This is a genomic window from Streptomyces sp. NPDC001108, assembly GCF_053598535.1.
Genome location: NZ_JBSFKL010000002.1, coordinates 307,323 through 324,711, shown reverse-complemented (window position 1 = coordinate 324,711; position 17,389 = coordinate 307,323). Strand labels below are relative to the sequence as shown.

Annotated in this window: 9 protein-coding genes; 6 read left to right on the top strand and 3 right to left on the bottom strand. The window is 74.6% G+C overall.

The genetic code is table 11. From position 1 onward, the window contains the following. Nucleotides 1-41: 41 nt before the first annotated feature. From ACWC97_RS06260 to moeZ, 3 genes are all read left to right on the top strand, one after another. Entirely contained in the window at nucleotides 42-1,007 is a 966-nt protein-coding gene (locus ACWC97_RS06260; protein WP_352278306.1) for an NAD-dependent epimerase/dehydratase family protein, read from the top strand. Then, nucleotides 995-1,810 carry a spherulation-specific family 4 protein gene (locus ACWC97_RS06255; protein WP_352278308.1) on the top strand — a complete coding sequence of 272 codons (816 nt, stop codon included), beginning with the start codon at nucleotides 995-997 and terminating at the stop codon, nucleotides 1,808-1,810. The genes ACWC97_RS06260 and ACWC97_RS06255 overlap by 13 nt, the downstream gene beginning before the upstream one ends. 85 nt (nucleotides 1,811-1,895) lie before the next feature. After that, nucleotides 1,896-3,074, top strand: a complete 1,179-nt coding sequence (gene moeZ, locus ACWC97_RS06250) for an adenylyltransferase/sulfurtransferase MoeZ (protein ID WP_352278309.1) — start codon at nucleotides 1,896-1,898, stop codon at nucleotides 3,072-3,074. A gap of 62 nt (nucleotides 3,075-3,136) precedes the next feature. Here the strand turns inward: moeZ and ACWC97_RS06245 are convergent, their stop codons facing one another. From ACWC97_RS06245 to ACWC97_RS06235, 3 genes are all read right to left on the bottom strand, one after another. Beyond that, entirely contained in the window at nucleotides 3,137-4,705 is a 1,569-nt protein-coding gene (locus ACWC97_RS06245; protein WP_450647729.1) for an alpha/beta hydrolase, read from the bottom strand. A gap of 148 nt (nucleotides 4,706-4,853) precedes the next feature. Then, nucleotides 4,854-6,437, bottom strand: coding sequence for an alpha/beta hydrolase (locus ACWC97_RS06240; RefSeq protein ID WP_450647727.1), 1,584 nt, complete (start codon nucleotides 6,435-6,437; stop codon nucleotides 4,854-4,856). Between the two features lie 122 nt (nucleotides 6,438-6,559). Continuing rightward, nucleotides 6,560-9,310 (bottom strand): lysylphosphatidylglycerol synthase transmembrane domain-containing protein, encoded by a 2,751-nt coding sequence (locus tag ACWC97_RS06235; RefSeq protein ID WP_450647725.1) that lies wholly within the window; start codon nucleotides 9,308-9,310, stop codon nucleotides 6,560-6,562. 221 nt (nucleotides 9,311-9,531) lie between these two features. Between ACWC97_RS06235 and ACWC97_RS06230 the strand changes: the two genes are divergently transcribed. The 3 genes from ACWC97_RS06230 (at nucleotide 9,532) to ACWC97_RS06220 (ending at nucleotide 17,380) form a co-directional block, all read left to right on the top strand. Continuing rightward, nucleotides 9,532-9,936, top strand: a complete 405-nt coding sequence (locus ACWC97_RS06230; protein ID WP_352278316.1) for an MGMT family protein — start codon at nucleotides 9,532-9,534, stop codon at nucleotides 9,934-9,936. Nucleotides 9,937-10,264: 328 nt separating this feature from the next. Further along, nucleotides 10,265-13,810, top strand: coding sequence for a UvrD-helicase domain-containing protein (locus tag ACWC97_RS06225; RefSeq protein WP_450647723.1), 3,546 nt, complete (start codon nucleotides 10,265-10,267; stop codon nucleotides 13,808-13,810). Nucleotides 13,811-13,873: 63 nt separating this feature from the next. Further along, complete coding sequence (locus tag ACWC97_RS06220; protein WP_450647721.1) at nucleotides 13,874-17,380, top strand: UvrD-helicase domain-containing protein; 3,507 nt, start codon at nucleotides 13,874-13,876, stop codon at nucleotides 17,378-17,380. Nucleotides 17,381-17,389: the final 9 nt, after the last annotated feature.

Below are 17,389 nucleotides of genomic sequence, written 5' to 3'. Positions count from 1 at the left end.
CCTTCCCCGGCAGCTGGCCGTCGGCGCCGAGGGGGCGCGCGATGAGGGTGCTGCTGCTCGGAGCCAATGGCTTCCTCGGCCGCTTCGTGGCCGACCGGCTGCTCGCCGACCCCGCCGTGCACCTCACGGCGCTCGGCCGCGGCGACGACGCCGACGTCCGCTTCGACCTCGCCAGCGGCAGCCCCGGCGCGCTGACCCGCTTCCTGGACGCCGTCCACCCCGGAGTCGTCGTCAACTGCGCGGGCGCCACCCGCGGCGGGGCCCGCGACCTGACCCGGCACAACACCGTCGCCGTCGCCACCGTCTGCGAGGCGATGCGGCGCAGTGTCTGCACCGCCCGGCTCGTCCAGCTCGGCTGCTCCTCGGAGTACGGCCCCTCGCAGCCCGGTTCCTCCACGGCCGAGGACGCCGTCCCGCGCCCCGGCGGCCCGTACGGGGTCAGCAAGCTCGCCGCCACCGAACTCGTCCTCGGCTCCGGCCTCGACGCGGTGGTGCTGCGGGTCTTCTCGCCGGTCGGGCCGGGCACCCCGGCCGGCTCCCCGCTCGGCCGGCTGGCCGAGGCGATGCGCCGGGCCATGCAGTCCGGCGACGGCGAGCTGAAGCTCAGCGGCCTCGGCGTGCAGCGCGACTTCGTGGACGTGCGCGATGTCGCCCGCGCGGTGCACGCCGCCTCGCTCTCCGCCGCGCAGGGCGTCGTCAACATCGGGACCGGCCGCGCCGTGCGCCTGCGGGACGCCGCCGCCGTCCTCGCCCGGGTCGCCGGGTTCGCCGGCGCACTCCACGAGCTGGACGCGCCCCCGCCCCGGCTGCCCATCGGCGCCCCGCGCAGCTCCAACGAGTCGGTGATCGAGCACCTCTCGGCGACCCCGTCGCCCTACCCGGACGGGTGCGGCGCCTGGCAGCAGGCCGATGTCCGGACCGCCCGCGACCGGCTGGGCTGGCGGCCCCGGATCAATCTGGAGGAGTCCCTCGCGGACATCTGGATGGAGGCGGCGTGCCGCATCTGACCAGTCCCGGCACCGCCCGCCGGACCAGCGGTGCCGGGCGGCTCGGCTTCGGGGTGCCCGGGTACGCCCATCCGCTGCTCGCGCCGACCGAATGGGCTGAGCTGGCCCGCCCCGGCACCCCGCTGCACTGGGCCGTCCTGAACATCGACAACGGCCCCGGCGCCCGCCCCGACCCGCAGTGCCTGGAGGTCGTGGGCCGGCTCCGCCACGCGCACGGGAGCGGACACGGACCGGACGCGCGGCCGGGCGGCGGACGGCTGTTAGGCCATCTCGACCTGGCGTACGGCAGCCGTCTCTTCGCCGAGCTGATCGCCGACGCCCAGTGCTTCCTCGACTGGTACCGGGTCGACGGCTTCTACCTCGACCGCTGCCCGGCCGAGCGGAGCCACCTCCCGGTGGTGCGCCGGCTCACCAGCACCCTCGCGACGTTCCTGGAGCACGGCGGCCGCTCGTACGGAAAGGGGAGCGGGCCGCTGGTGCTGGGGGTGGGCACCCACCCGTACCCCGGCTACGCCGAAGCCGCCGACCAGCTCGTCACCTTCAACGGGGGGTGGACCGAATACCGCTGGTCCCAGGTGGCGGAGTGGACCGCCTCCTACCCGCCGGAGCGGTTCGCCCACTTCGTCCACGGCGTCCCGCGCACCCACCTGGACGAGGCGATGCGGGTCGCCCGCTGGCAGGGCGCGGGCACGATCTTCTTCACGGACCGGGACGGCCGGCGCGGACAGAACGACCCATACACGGCACTGCCCAGGTACTGGGACGAAATCGTCTCGCGGATCGGACCTGGTATCTCGGAATGAGGAGGGGCGTGGCAGTGTTACCGGAAGAACAACCGTACGTAGTCGAAGTACGTAGAAACCGACCACCTGCATTGTTGAGGTTCCTGTGTCGCTGCCACCCCTGGTCGAGCCGGCCGCCGAGCTCACCGTCGACGAGGTCCGCAGGTACTCCCGCCACCTGATCATCCCGGATGTCGGGATGGACGGGCAGAAGCGGCTGAAGAACGCGAAGGTGCTCTGTGTCGGCGCCGGCGGTCTCGGCTCCCCGGCCCTGATGTACCTGGCCGCGGCCGGTGTCGGCACGCTGGGCATCGTGGAGTTCGACGAGGTCGACGAGTCGAACCTGCAGCGCCAGATCATCCACAGCCAGTCCGACATCGGGCGCTCCAAGGCCGAGTCGGCCAAGGACTCGGTGCTGGGCATCAACCCGTACGTGAACGTGGTCCTGCACGAGGAGCGGCTCGAAGCCGACAACGTGATGGACATCTTCGCCCCGTACGACCTGATCGTGGACGGCACGGACAACTTCGCCACCCGCTACCTGGTCAACGACGCGGCCGTGCTGCTGAACAAGCCGTACATCTGGGGCTCGATCTACCGGTTCGACGGCCAGGCGTCCGTCTTCTGGTCCGAGCACGGCCCCTGCTACCGCTGCCTCTACCCGGAGCCGCCGCCGCCGGGCATGGTGCCGTCCTGCGCCGAGGGCGGGGTGCTCGGGGTGCTCTGCGCCTCGATCGGCTCCATCCAGGTCAACGAGGCCATCAAGCTGCTCGCCGGTATCGGTGACCCGCTGGTCGGCCGGCTGATGATCTACGACGCCCTGGAGATGCAGTACCGCCAGGTCAAGGTCCGCAAGGACCCCGACTGCGCGGTCTGCGGCGAGAACCCCACCGTCACCGAGCTGATCGACTACGAGGCCTTCTGCGGCGTCGTGTCCGAGGAGGCCCAGGAGGCGGCGGCCGGTTCCACGATCACTCCCAAGCAGCTCAAGGAGTGGATCGACGCGGACGAGAAGATCGAGATCATCGACGTCCGCGAGCCGAACGAGTTCGAGATCGTCTCGATCCCCGGCGCCAAGCTGATCCCGAAGAACGAGTTCCTGATGGGCAACGCCCTCCAGGACCTCCCGCAGGACAAGCGCATCGTCCTGCACTGCAAGACGGGCGTCCGCAGCGCCGAGGTCCTCGCGGTCCTCAAGTCGGCCGGGTTCGCCGACGCGGTCCACGTGGGCGGCGGCGTCATCGGCTGGGTCAACCAGATCGAGCCCGAGAAGCCGGTGTACTGAGACATCCGCTGTCCTGGTGAAGGGGCCGGTCCGCACGGACCGGCCCCTTCACCATGCCTGCCCTACGAGCAGGTCCGGCCGTCCTCGGGGACCTTCCCGTCGAGGAAGTACGCGTCCACGGCCGAGGTCACGCAGGAGTTCTGGCCGTACGCGCCGTGCCCCTCGCCCTTGTTGGTGAGCAGGACGCCCACGCCCTTGCCCAGCGAGTCCGCCATCCGCCGGGCCCCCTCGTACGGGGTCGCCGGGTCGCCGGTGTTGCCGACGACCAGCACCGGCCCGGCACCCGGGGCGCTCGTCTCCGGGTGCTCGTGCTCCCCGGCCACCGGCCACTTCGCGCACCAGCCGGCCGTGTCCCACGCCAGGAACGGGCCGAACACCGGGGACAGCTTCCGGAACTCCGGCAGCAGCGCCCGCGCCTCGTCGGCGGTCGGCCGGAGCTTGCTGTCGGCGCAGGAGACGGCGCGCTGGGCGTGGCTCTGGGTGCCGTAGTGGCCCCGGGCGTCCCGGCCGTTGTACGAGTCGGCCAGCCGGAGCAGGGCGTCCCCGGTGCCGTTCTTCTCGGCCTCGTCGAGCGCCTGGGTGAGGACCGGCCAACTGGACCTGGAGTAGAGCGGCGTGACGATGCCGATGACGGCCAGCGACTGGTTGAGCTCACGGCCCGAGCCGGTCGGCAGCGGCTTCCGGTCGAGCCGGTCCAGCAGCCGGGCGATGCGCCGGGTGCCCTCCGCCGGGTCCTGGCCGCTGTCCTTCAGGTAGTTGTCCAGGGCCCGCTGGAAGCCGGTCGCCTGGTTGCGGGCGTGCCCGATCGCGTCGGCGGTCGGGTCGACGACGGCGTCCAGGACGGTGCGTCCGACGTGTGCGGGGAAGAGGTGGGCGTACGTGCCGCCGAGTTCGGTGCCGTACGAGATGCCGAAGTAGGTGAGCTTCCGGTCGCCGAGCACCTCGCGGACCAGGTCCATGTCCCGGGCGGCGTTCGACGTGCCGACGTACGGCAGGACCTTGCCGGAGCGGCGGGCGCAGCCCGCTCCGAAATCGGCGCCGTACCGCATGAAGGCCGCCTCCTCGGCCGGGGTGTCCGGGGTCATGTCGACGTTCCGGTTGTCGGCCTCCTGCTCCTGGTCGGTGCGGCAGCGCACCCCCTCGCTGCCCGCGACGCCGCGCGGGTCGAAGCCCACCAGGTCGTAGCGGGTGTTGAGGTTCGCGTACGAGCCCGCGGCGCGCGGCAGGGTCGAGACGCCGGAGCCGCCGGGGCCGCCGAAGTTGAAGAGCATCGAGCCGAGGCGGCGGTCCCGGTCCGTGGCCTGCTTGCGGATCAGCGCGATCCCGAGGGTGTCGCCGTCGGGCTTCGCGTAGTCCAGCGGCACCCGGACCGTCGCACAGCGCCACTCGGTGCCGGGCGCGCTCTCCCCGGCGCGGGCCCCGCACCGCTTCCAGTCCGGCCGCTGGGCGGTGAGGGAGGCGGGGAGCCGGGGCGAGCCCGGTCCCCCGGTGGCCGCGGCGGGCGGGGACCCGGCCGGGGCGGCGGACCCCGGGTCCGTCCCCCCGTCGGCGCCGCCCCCGCAGCCCGCGAGCAGCCCGGTCAGCAGGAGCGCGGCGGCGGCCAGGGCCCCGGCGCGTGCGTGTACGACCACGTGTGCGTCCTCCCGGTGTGCCTGCCCGGCGTCCGGGCAAGAGAGGCCGCCCATGCTATGGCCCTTTCGTTCGGGTCGGGCGGGGCTCGCGTGCCCTGGTGCTGCCCGATCCGGACGAAAGGCCCCGGGGTACGGGCTCGGTGTGGCGCTACTTGCAGACGGTGCCGGCCGAGGGGACCTTGCCGTCCAGCAGGTAGCCGCCCACGGCCTTCTGCACACAGGCGTTGCCGCTGTTGTACGCGCCGTGCCCCTGGCCCTCGTACGTCATCGTCACGCCGACGCCCTTGCCCAGCGCGCCGGCCATCGCCTTGGCGCCCGCGTACGGGGTCGCCGGGTCGCCGGTGTTGCCGACGACCAGGATGGGGGCGGAGCCCGGGGCGCTGACGTCCGGGTGGTTCCAGACGCCCGCCACCGGCCAGCCGGTGCAGCTCATCAGGGACCAGCCCAGGTAGTCGCCGAAGACCTTCGAGGCGGAGCGGAACTCGGGGAGCTTGGCCTCGGTCTGGTCGGAGGTGAACCGCTGCTTGGAGTCGGCGCAGTTGATCGCGGTGTTGGCGGCCATCGAGTTGTCGTAACGGCCGTTCTGGGAGCGGCCGTTCATCGAGTCGGCGAGGGCCAGGAGCAGGCCGCCGTTGCCGCCGTCGGCCTCGTCGAGCCCCTGTTCCAGCAGCGGCCAGGTCTGCTTGGAGTAGAGGGCGGCGGCGGTGCCGGTGACCGCCAGGGTCTGCGTCAGGTTGCGTCGGCCGAGCCCCTGGATCGGCTTCTTCTCCAGCCGGTTCAGCAGGTCGGAGATGTGCTGCTCGACCTCCTCGGCGGTGGAGCCGGGCAGCTTGCAGGCGTCGCCGCGGTCGACGCAGTCCTGGGCGAAGTTGTCCAGGGCGAGCTGGAAGCCCTTGGCCTGTCCGAGCGAGGCCTGCACGGTGTCCTCGTTCGGGTTGACCACCGCGTCCAGCACCGCCCGGCCGACGTTCTTCGGGTACAGGTGGGCGTAGACGCCGCCGAGCTCGGTGCCGTACGAGATGCCGAAGTAGTGCAGCTTCCGGTCGCCGAGGACCTGGCGCATCAGGTCCATGTCCCGGGCGGCCTCGGTGGTGCCGACGTGCGGGAGCTGCTTGCCGGAGTGCTGCTTGCAGGCCAGCGCGTACTTCTTGGTGCTCTCGACGAAGGTGTTCACCTCCTCGCTGGTGTCCGGGGTGGCGTCGATCTCGTACCGGGCGTCGAGCTGCTTGTCGTCCTCGCACTTCACGCCCTCGCTGCGGCCGACGCCGCGCGGATCGAAGCTGACCAGGTCGTAGCGGGCGCGGAGCTTCTCGTAGTCGGTGCCGAAGGCGGGCAGGGTGGCGACGCCGGAGGCGCCGGGGCCGCCGAAGTTGAAGAGGAGGGAGCCGATCCGCCGGTCCTTGTCCTTGGCGGCGGCCCGGATCAGCGCCAGCCGGATCGTGTCGCCGTCGGGCTTCGCGTAGTCGAGCGGCGCGTTCATGAACGTGCACTCCCAGGGGGTGCCGCCGGGCAGCGGGGACGGCGCCTTTCCGCCGCCCTGCGCCGCGGACGGGGCGGGGCAGGGCTTCCACGTCAGCTTCTGGGCGGCGAGGCCGGAGCCGGTGGCCTCGGCGACCGGCTCCGACCCGGCCGGGCCGCTCCCGTCGGCACTCTTCGAGCATGCGGCGAGGGGCAGGAGCAGGGTGGCCGCGGCGGCCAGGGCGGCGGTGCGCAGGGCGGGGGAGGTCCTCATGCGCCCATGCTGCGGCGGCGCCGGGGGCTTCGCACGGGGCGCCGGTCCAAGCGGGTGGCGGCCCGGCCGGGGCGTCGCCCGACTGGCCTCCGGGCCGCCCGGGGGCGGGTGGTGAGGGGGTGTCAGAGCTCGCCCCGGCGGGTCAGGTGGTTGAAGCAGAGCCAGCCGGGCAGCACCGGCAGCCAGAGCGTCAGCAGCCGGTACAGCAGCACGGCGGGCGCCGCGACCTCCTTCGGTAGGCCGACCGCGATCAGACCGAGCGTCAGCGCGCCCTCCACCGCGCCCATTCCGCCCGGGGTGGGCGCCGCCGAACCGAGGGCGTTGCCCGCGAGGAAGACCACCGCGATGCTGGCGTAGCTCAGATGCGGGACGTCCGGACCGCTGAACGCCCGCACCGAGGCGTCCAGGCACATCACGAACAGGCCGGTCAGCAGCAGCATCCCGCCGATGCCGGTCAGCAGCTTCTGCGGCCGCTGCACCACGTCGAGCATGCGCGGCACCACCCCGGCGAACAGCGACCGCACCCGGGTCACCACGAACTTCCGCAGGAACGGGACGGCCGTCACCACCAGCACCAGCACGGCGATCGTCAGCAGTCCGGCGATGACCGTCCTGGACGGGGTGAGCGACGACGGGGTCTTCTCGGTGCCGGTCAGATAGCCGAAGGCGGCCAGCAGCAGGATGTGGGCGCCGAGGCCGAACAGCTGCGAGGCGCCGACGCTGGCCACGGCGAGTCCGGGGCGCACCCCGGCGCGTTGCAGGAACCGGGTGTTCAGCGCGACGCCGCCGACCGCGGCCGGGGCGACGATCTTCACGAACGACCCGGCGACCTGCGCCAGCACCGTCTTCCCGAACGGCACCCGCTCCGGCACGAAGCCCAGGAGGCTCATCGCCGCCGCGACGTAGGTGAGCGCCGAGAAGCCGACCGCCGCCGCCACCCACCCCCACTCCGCCTGCTCGGCCACCGCGCCGAAGTCCGGCTGGGTGATCTGCGAGATGAGGAAGTACGCGGCGATCGCCCCGGCGATGCAGCTGACCAGGGTGCGGGGCTTGATCCGCTCCAGCCGCACCGGCTCGACCGGCGCCTGCGGGCGGATCAGCAGCACCTGGCGCCGCATCTGGGTGAGCAGATCCTCCTCGCGGGCCTCTTCGAGGGCGTCGTCCAGGGCACGCTTCTCGGCCTGCTTGTGGTCGCGCAGCGCCCTGCGGTCGGCCTTGCGGTCCGCCCGGCGGTCGGCGCCGGTCGCCTCACCGTCCGGGGCGGCGGACTGGGCGGCGTGCTCCTGGGCCCGCGCCCGCTTCGCCGCGTCCGAGGCCGCCAGCACCGCCTCGCGTTCCCGCTGCGAACGCTCCCGGGCGAGCCGGCGCAGCGCCGCCCGGGTGGAGCGGCTCAGCGCGATCGGCTGGAGCAGCGGCAGACAGTCCGCGACGGCGTCCGGGCCGAGGACCTCCAGCGCCCCGGCGACGGCCCGCTCCGCACCGACCCGCAGACCGGTCGTGGTGAGCAGCTGGGCGACGTCCATCCGCAGCAGCAGATCACCGGCCGCGATCTCGCCGCCGCGCAGATCGGTGACGAACACCGCGCCGGAACGATCCACCAGGATGGCGTCGCCGGTGAGCCCGCGGTGCGCGATCCGGCGCGACTGGAGCGCCTTCACCTGCCGCCAGGCCCCGTGCAGCAGCTCGTCGGTGATCTCCGCGTCCTCCAGGGCGTCCAGCGAACGGCCGCCGATGTGCTCGTACACCAGCATCACGGCGTCCGGCCCGAGCTCGGAGGTGGCGATCAGCTTGGGCGCGTTGGCCCCGGCGGCGATCGCCGCGTAGGCGAGCAGCGCCTCCTGCTCCAGGGCCTGGCGCAGCGACTGGATGGAGCGGCGCTCGGTGATGCCGCGCAGGGTGAGCCGCCGCCACACCCGGTAGAAGAAGCCCTGGGCCTGCTGTTCGCGGTCGACGACCGTCACGTCCAGCGGCGGCCCGTCCTCCAGGGGGACCAGATAGCGGCGCCCCCGGTCGTTCTGGTCGCCCGAGTCGAGCGCCTCGTCGGCGCGCATCGCGCTGACCGGGCGGAAGCCGACACGGCGCAGACCGGCCATCAGGTGCTGGCCGGTCGGCCGGACGTTCGGCGAGCCGACCGCGTACAGCGTGCCGTACGCCACGGTCCAGCCGATCAGCACGGTGAGGACGATCGAGAACGGGGTGGTGTAGCCGCCGACCAGCATCGCGAAGGCGTCGAGCAGCAGCACCACCCACAGCACGACCCGCCAGCGCGGCCGTCTCGCCATCCCGACCGCCGTCATGTACGCGATCACCGGGGCGAGGTAGCCGTGCACCGGGTCGCTGAGCGCGTCCCCCGGCTGCGGCTGGGTCAGGGCGTCCTGGATGGTGCCGGGGGCGGACCGGGCGACCCAGAGATCGGCGGCGAGCGTGACGCCGTGGGCCAGCACGGCGGCGAGCACCCCGTCGGCGATCCGCAGCCCGTCGCGTTTGATCAGCCGCTCGATGGCGAAGACGACCGGGACGAGCAGGACGGCGATGCTGGAGACCAGACCCGCCATCTTGATCAGGAGGTCGGGCGCCTGGCCCGTGCCCTTGGTGATGTCCTGTTCGAGGCCGGTGGTGGTGCCGTGGGCGAAGGCGGCGACGGCGAACAGCACCGCGATGGCCAGCACCCCGATGAGCAGCCGCATGAGGTCGGAGGGGCGGTGCACCCGGGCGGGCAGCAGCGGCTCGTCCCCGGAGACGCGCTCGGCCTGCTCCTCGGCGACGGTCGACAGCGTCGATCCGGCCGCGCCGGGGGCGTCCGGGCCCATGGTGTCTGGAATGTCCGGTCGCGGCTCGGTGTCAGGGGCGTTGGCCGCCTTCGGTGGCTGCACGCCCTGCTCCTTCGTCGCCTCTGATGGGTCTTCGTGTTCTCGTATCACCGGTCACCGTCCGCACGATGGTGGCACGGCCCGGCGGCGGAGGGCGGCGCCAGGGTGCGCCGCACCGATGCGCGAAGCGCAACATACGCCCCTTCGCGGCCGCCCGCACACCTGATGACCGGGTGCGCGCGGACCGGGCCGGGATGTCGGTGGCGTACGGCAGGATGGGGCGGATGAGCCAACAGCGAGCGGGCGGCGAGGGGCCGGTCCACGAACTGCCGGAGTACGCGGAGCGGGTGCTCGACGCCGTCGAGCTGGTCCCGCCCGGCCGGGTCATGACCTACGGGGACGTCGCCGAGTGGCTCGGCGAGGGCGGCCCGCGCCAGGTCGGCCGGGTCATGACGCTGTACGGGGCCACGGTGCCCTGGTGGCGCGTGGTGCGCGCGGACGGGTCGCTGCTGCCCGGCCACGAGCTGCGGGCGCTGGACCACTACCGCGCGGAGGGCACTCCGCTGCGCGAGGCCCCGCGGGCAGCGGAGGGCCACCTTCCGCGTCTTGACATGCGACGGGCGCGGTGGGACGGCACCACCGGGGACGGCGGCGCGGACCGGGACGAGGGCCGAGGTGCTCACACCTGACAGCTTCCGCCATCCGGCGGCGCGGCGGGCGGTACCGGGGCCGTACGGGGTGCCGGGCATCGCGGAATGTGGCGAGGGACGCATCGCGGGCGGCCCGGATCGTGCCGTCACTGGCGTAGCTTCGTAGGTTCGCGGTACGTACCGCGCGCACCCCGGACTCGGCACCCCGGACCCCTTCGACACTCTCGGCCCCGGGGCCCCTGCGGCCCCTTCGAAAACCTCGGCACCCTCAAAACCCCTGACACCCCTGACACCTTCGACACCCCTGACACCCCTGACACCCCTGGCACCCTCGGCATCGGCACACCCATCAGGACCGGCGATCCACGTGAGCTCCTCCTCCACCACCCGGCACAGTCCGCACCGCCCGGCACGGCAGCGGGCCGCGGGCGCGTACCGGCTGGTGCGTACCCCGCCGGGCTCGGTGGACCCTCCTGTTCTGGACGCGGCACAGCGCGCGGTGGTTGACCACCCCGGCGGTCCGCTGCTGGTGCTCGCCGGACCGGGCACGGGCAAGACGACCACGCTGGTCGAGGCGGTCGCCGCGCGCATCGCCCGGGGCGCCGACCCGGCGCGCGTCCTGGTGCTCACCTTCAGCCGCAAGGCCGCCGTCGAACTGCGCGACCGGATGGCCGCCCGCCTCGGCGCCGCACGCGGCCCGCAGGCGACGACGTTCCACTCGTTCTGCTACGCCCTGGTCCGCGCCCACCAGGACGCCGACCTCTTCGCCGAACCGATGCGGCTGCTCTCCGGACCGGAGCAGGACGTCACCGTGCGCGAGCTCCTCGCCGGCCAGCTCGAGCTGGAGCGGGACGGCTTCCCGCACATCCGCTGGCCCGACGAGCTGCGGGCCTGTCTGACCACGCGGGGCTTCGCCGACGAGGTGCGCGCGGTGCTGGCCCGCAGCCGCGAGCTGGGCCTCGGGCCGGACGCGCTGGCCGCCTTCGCCCGCCGCACCGGCCGGCCGGACTGGGGCGCCGCCGCCGGGTTCCTCGCCGAGTACCTGGACGTGCTGGACGCGCAGGGGGTGCTGGACTACGCGGAGCTGGTGCACCGGGCGGTGCTGCTCGCGGAGCGGCCCGAGGTGTCGGCGGTGCTCGCCGGAGCGTACGACGCGGTCTTCGTCGACGAGTACCAGGACACCGACCCGGCGCAGGTGCGGCTGCTGCACGCGCTGGCCGGGAACCGGGGGAGCGCCCCGGGTGCCGGGGGCGGTCGGGACCTGATCGCCTTCGGCGACCCGGACCAGTCGATCTACGCCTTCCGGGGCGCCGACGTGAACGGCATCCTGGACTTCCCCGAGACCTTCCGGCGGGCGGACGGTGCCCCCGCCCCGGTCGGCGTGCTCACCACCTCACGGCGCTCGGCCGGGCAGCTGCTGGCCGCCACCCGGCTGCTCACCCGCCGGATGCCGCTGACCCGGCTGCCCGCGGAGAAGGTCCGCGCCCACCGCGAGCTGGCCGCGGTCCGCGAGGGCGGCACCGTGGAGGCGTACACCTACCCGACCGCCTCCACCGAGCTGGACAACATCGCCGACCTGCTGCGCCGCGCCCATCTGGAGGACGGCGTCCCGTGGCGCGAGATGGCCGTACTGGTCCGGGCCGGCGGCCGCACGATCCCCTCGCTGCGCCGGGCCCTGACCTCGGCGGGCGTCCCCCTGGAGGTCGACGGCGACGACCTCCCGCTCCGCCACGAACCCGCGGTGGCCCCGCTGCTCACCGCCCTGCGCGCGGTCGCCATGGCGGCGGTGCGCAAGGGCGCGCCGGGCGCGGAGGAGGGGCGCGGGGAAGAGACCGGAGGAGAGGCCGGGGCAGAGCCTGGGCTCGATGCCGATGCCGATGCCGATGCCGGGCCTGGGCCCGGGGTCGAGCCCGAGCCCGGGGTCGAGCCCGAAGCCGGAGCCGGAGCCGCCGTAAGGGAGCCGAGGCCGGAAGCCGGGGACGTGACCGATCCGGAAGCCGGGACCGAGCCCGAGCCCCCCGCCACCCCGGCCGAAGCCCCCTGGCTCGACACCGAGACCGCGCTGACCCTGCTCGGCTCCCCGCTCGGCGCCATGGACGCGGCCGACCTGCGCCGCCTCGGCCGGGCCCTGCGCGACGAGGAGCGCGCCGCGGGCGTCCGCGTCCCCGCGCCCTCCGGGGACCTGCTGGCCCGCGCGCTCGCCGAGCCCGAACAGCTCGTCACGCACGATCCGGCGTACGCCCGCGGCGCCCAGCGGCTCGGCGCGCTCCTGCGCAAGGCGCGCGAGCTGCTCGAAGGCGGCGGCACCGCGGAGGAGGCCCTGTGGGCCCTGTGGTCCGGCACCCCGTGGCCGGGCCGGCTGGAGCGCGCCGCCCTGCGCGGCGGCGCGGCCGGCCGCAACGCCGACCGCGACCTCGACGCCGTCTGCGCCCTCTTCGACACCGCGGCCCGCGCCGAGGAGCGCACCGGAGGACGCGGCGCGCTCAACTTCCTGGAGGAGGTCGACGCCCAGGACATCGCCGCCGACACCCTCTCCCGGCGCCTGGTCCGCCCCGACGCCGTACGGCTGATGACCGCGCACCGCTCCAAGGGCCTGGAGTGGCGGCTCGTCGTCGTCGCGGGCGTACAGGAAGGGCTCTGGCCGGACCTGCGCCGCCGCGGCTCGCTGCTGGAGGCGGACCGGATCGGCCGCGACGGCCTGGCCGAACCGCTCACCCCCGGCGCCCTCCTCGCCGAGGAGCGCCGGCTCTTCTACGTCGCGGCCACCCGCGCCCGTGAACGGCTCGTCGTCACCGCCGTGAAGGCCCCCGCCGACGACGGCGACCAGCCGTCCCGCTTCCTCACCGAGCTGGGCGCCGAACCCCGCGACGTCACCGGCCGCCCGCGCCGCCCGCTCGCCGTCGCCGCGCTCGTCGCCGAACTCCGCGCCACCACCGTCGACCCCGCCGCCTCCGACGCCCTGCGCGAGGAGGCCGCCCGCCGCCTGGCCCGGCTCGCCGCGCTCACCGACGACGACGGGCTGCCGCTCGTCCCCGCCGCCCACCCCCACCGCTGGTGGGGCCTGTACGAACCGACCCGCTCCGCCGTCCCGCTCCGCGACCGGGACCGGCCCGTGGCCCTCTCCGGCAGCGCCCTCGACCAGCTCGCCCGCACCTGCGCGCTCCAGTGGTTCCTCGGCCGCGAGGTCAAGGCGGACGCCCCGGCGACGGCCGCCCAGGGCTTCGGCAACGTCGTCCACGTGCTGGCCGACGAGGTGGCCTCCGGGCGCACCCCCGCCGACCTCGCCGTCCTGATGGAGCGGCTGGACTCGGTCTGGGACGGGCTCGTCTTCGACGCCCCCTGGAAGTCCGGGCAGGAGAAGGAGCAGGCCCGGGCCGCCCTCGAACGCTTCCTGCGCTGGCACGTCATGGACCGCGCCGGGCGCACCGCCGTCGCCAGCGAGCACGACTTCGACGTGACCCTGGAGGCGGGGGAGTACGAGGTACGGATCCGGGGCTCCATGGACCGGGTCGAGCAGGACGCCGACGGCCGCGCCTACGTCGTCGACTTCAAGACCGGCAAACAGGCCCCGACCAGGGACGAGGTCGCCCGCCACCCCCAGCTCGCCGTTTACCAGCTGGCCGTCCGGGAGGGTGCGGTCGACGAGGTGTTCGACGGCCGCCGCCCCGAGCCGGGCGGCGCCGAACTCGTTCAGCTCCGCCAGCCCGCCCCCAAGAAGGAGGGCGGCGAGACCCTGCCCAAGGTGCAGGCGCAGGAACCCCTCGCCCGGGAGTGGGTGCCCGAGCTGCTGGCCACCGCCGCGGGCCGGGTCCTGGACGAGCGCTTCACCCCCACGACCGGCCAGCACTGCACGCACTGCGCCTTCCGCGCCTCGTGCAGCGCCCAGCCGGAGGGCCGCCACGTCGTGGAGTGAGGGGGGAGGGGCTGCGGTCCTCGGCGCCGCCGGTTGTCGGTGGGGCCGGTTAGCCTTTCTGGGGTGTCCCCGCGTATCACCGATCCCGAGCAGCTCAAGGAGCTCCTGGGGATTCCGTTCACCCCGGAGCAGACGGCCTGCATCACCGCGCCGCCCGCCCCGCAGGTGATCGTGGCCGGAGCCGGTTCGGGGAAGACCACGGTCATGGCGGCCCGTGTGGTGTGGCTGGTGGGCACCGGCCAGGTCGCCCCCGAGCAGGTCCTCGGGCTCACCTTCACCAACAAGGCGGCCGCCGAACTCGCCGAGCGCGTCCGCAAGGCCCTGATCGCCGCCGGGGTCACCGATCCGGAAGCCATCGATCCGGACCACCCCCCGGGCGAGCCCAGCATCTCCACGTACCACGCCTTCGCCGGCCGGCTCCTCACCGAGCACGGGCTGCGCATCGGGCTCGAACCGACCACCCGCCTCCTCGCCGACGCCACCCGCTACCAGCTCGCCGCCCGGGTGCTGCGCGAGGCCCCCGGCCCGTACCCGGCCCTGACCAGGTCGTTCCCCAGCCTCGTCAGCGATCTGCTGGCCCTGGACGCCGAGCTGGCCGAGCACCTCGTACGCCCCGAACAGCTCGCGGAGTACGACACCGACCTGCTGGACACGCTCGCCTCGGCCCGGCTCAGCAACGCCGAGCTGCGCCGGATCCCCGAGACCGCCGAGGCCCGCCGGGAGCTGCTCCAGCTGACCCGGCGCTACCGCGACGCCAAGCGGAGCCGCGACCTCCTCGACTTCGGCGACCAGATCGCGCTCTCCGCCGAGCTGGCCCTCACCCGCCCCGAGGTCGGCACGATCCTGCGCGACGAGTTCCGCGTCGTGCTCCTCGACGAGTACCAGGACACCTCCGTCGCCCAGCGGCTGCTGCTCTCCGCCCTCTTCGGGAGCGGTCCCGCGGGCGTGACCGGCCACGCCGTCACCGCCGTCGGCGACCCCTGCCAGGCGATCTACGGCTGGCGCGGCGCCTCCGTCGCCAACCTCGACGACTTCCCGCACCACTTCCCGCACGCCGACGGCACCCCCGCCACCCGTCACTCGCTCAGCGAGAACCGCCGCAGCGGCGGCCGCCTCCTGCACCTCGCCAACGGCCTCGCCGCACCGCTGCGCGCCATGCACGAGGGCGTCGAGGCGCTGCGCCCCGCCCCCGGCGCCGAGCGCGACGGCACCGTCCGCTGCGCCCTGCTGTCCACCCACGCCGAGGAGATCGACTGGCTCGCCGACTCCATCGCCCACCTCGTACGGACCGGCAGGGAGCCCGGCGAGATCGCCGTCCTGTGCCGTACCGCGGGCGACTTCCCCCGGATCCAGGCCGCCCTGGTGGCGCGGGACGTCCCGGTCGAGGTCGTCGGGCTGTCCGGACTGCTGCACCTGCCCGAGGTCGCCGATCTCGTCGCCGTCTGCGAGGTCCTCCAGGACCCCGGCGCCAACGCCGCCCTGGTCCGGCTGCTCACCGGCCCCCGCTGGCGGATCGGCCCGCGCGACCTGGCGCTGCTCGGCCGCCGTGCCCGGCTCCTCGTGCACCGCGCGGCCCACGCCGACGACGACGCCGCCGACCCCGACCGCCGCCTCGCCGAGGCCGTCGAGGGGGTCGACCCGGCCGAGGTGATCTCGCTCGCCGACGCGCTGGACACCTTCCTCGAAGCGGGCGGCGAGGCGGACGACGGCCTTCCGTTCTCCGCCGAGGCCCGGATCCGCTTCGCCCGGCTCGCCGCCGAGCTGCGCGAGCTGCGCCGCTCCCTGGCCGACCCGCTGATGGACGTGCTGCACCGGGTGCTCGCCGCCACCGGCCTGGAGGTCGAGCTGTCCGCCTCCCCGCAGGCGCTGGCCGCCCGCCGCAGGGAGACCCTCGGCAACTTCCTGGACGTCGCGGCCCGGTTCTCCGCCGTCGAGGGCGACGCCACCCTCCTCGCCTTCCTCGGGTTCCTGCGCACCGCCGTCCAGTACGAGAAGGGCCTGGACAACGCCCTGCCCGGCGGCGAGAAAACCGTCAAGGTGCTCACCGCCCACAAGTCCAAGGGCCTGGAGTGGGACGTCGTCGCCGTGCCCGGGCTGGTCGGCGGACAGTTCCCCAGCGGCCAGTCCCGCGACGCCTGGACCGCCCAGGCCCAGGTCCTCCCGCACGCCCTGCGCGGCGACCGGGCGACGCTCCCCGACGTCCGCACCTGGGACGCCAAGGGCCTCAAGGCGTTCAAGGAGGAGATGAAGGAGCACCAGCACACCGAGGAGCTCCGGCTGGGGTACGTCACCTTCACCCGGCCCCGCAGCCTGCTGCTCGGCTCCGGCCACTGGTGGGGCCCGTCCCAGAAGAAGCCGCGCGGCCCGTCCCCCTTCCTGCACGCGCTGTACGAGCACTGCGCGGCCGGGTACGGCGAGATCGAGGTCTGGGCCGACGAACCGGCCGAGGACGCGGAGAACCCGGCCCTCGGCGAGGAGACCGCCGACCAGGCGTGGCCGCTGCCGCTGGACGACCTCGCGCTGACCCGGCGCAGGGCCGCGGCGGCCGCGGTGACGGCCCATCTGGACGCCCTGGCCGGGGCGGGCGCGGGAGGGCCGGCGGAGCCGTTCCCGGGCGGCGACCGGCAGCCGGTCCCGCGCGACGCGCCCCCGTTCGAGGACGACGAGGCGCCCTTCCCCGACACCCCGTCACCCTTCGGGGACGACGAGGCGCCCTTCCCCGACGAGGAGCCCCCCGAGTTCGACGAGGAGCGGTACGCCGACGACTGGGACGCCCTGCCCACGCAGCCCCCGCCCGCCCCGCGCGTCCCGGCGGCCCGCACCCCCGAGCCCGGGCCCACGGCCGCCCCCGGCCCCGCCGGGTCGCACCGCCTCACCCCCCAGGAGGCCCGCACCCTCGCCTCCTGGGACCGCGACCTCGACGCCCTCGCCGAGGAGCTGCGCCGCGCCCGCGCCACCGTGCGCGACGTGGTCGTACCGGCCTCGCTCTCCGCCACGCAGCTGCTGCGCCTCGCCGACGACCCCGACGGCTTCGCCCAGGAGCTGGCCCGCCCCATGCCGAGGCCGCCGCAGCCGGCCGCCCGCCGGGGCACCCGGTTCCACGCCTGGGTGGAGTCCCGCTTCGAGGAGCTGCCGCTGCCGATGCTCGGCCCCGACGAGCTGCCCGGCGGGGACGGGACCGACGCCGAGATCGCCGACGAACGCGACCTCGCCGCGCTCAAGGAGGCGTTCGAGCGCACCCCGTACGCCCGCCGCACCCCGTACCGAGTCGAGGCGCCGTTCCAGATCACCCTGGCCGGGCGGGTGGTCCGGGGCCGCATCGACGCCGTCTACCGCACCGGGGACACGTACGAGATCGTCGACTGGAAGACCACCCGCGCCCACACCGCCGACCCACTCCAGCTCGCGGTCTACCGCCTGGCCTGGGCCGAGCTGCACGGGCTGCCGCTGACCGACGTCACCGCCACGTTCCTCTACGTGCGCACGGGGGAGATCGCCCGCCCCACCCGCCTCCCGGGCCGGGCCGAGCTGGAGCGGATCCTGCTGGACGAGCCGCCCCCGCGCGGCTGAGTCGGCCCG

Bases quoted from the DNA above. Each gene is read 5' to 3' on its own strand.
- ACWC97_RS06260 (WP_352278306.1), top strand. From the start codon at position 42: ATGAGGGTGCTGCTGCTCGGAGCCAATGGCTTCCTCGGCCGCTTCGTG.
- ACWC97_RS06240 (WP_450647727.1), bottom strand. From the start codon at position 6,437: ATGAGGACCTCCCCCGCCCTGCGCACCGCCGCCCTGGCCGCCGCGGCC.
- ACWC97_RS06230 (WP_352278316.1), top strand. From the start codon at position 9,532: ATGAGCCAACAGCGAGCGGGCGGCGAGGGGCCGGTCCACGAACTGCCG.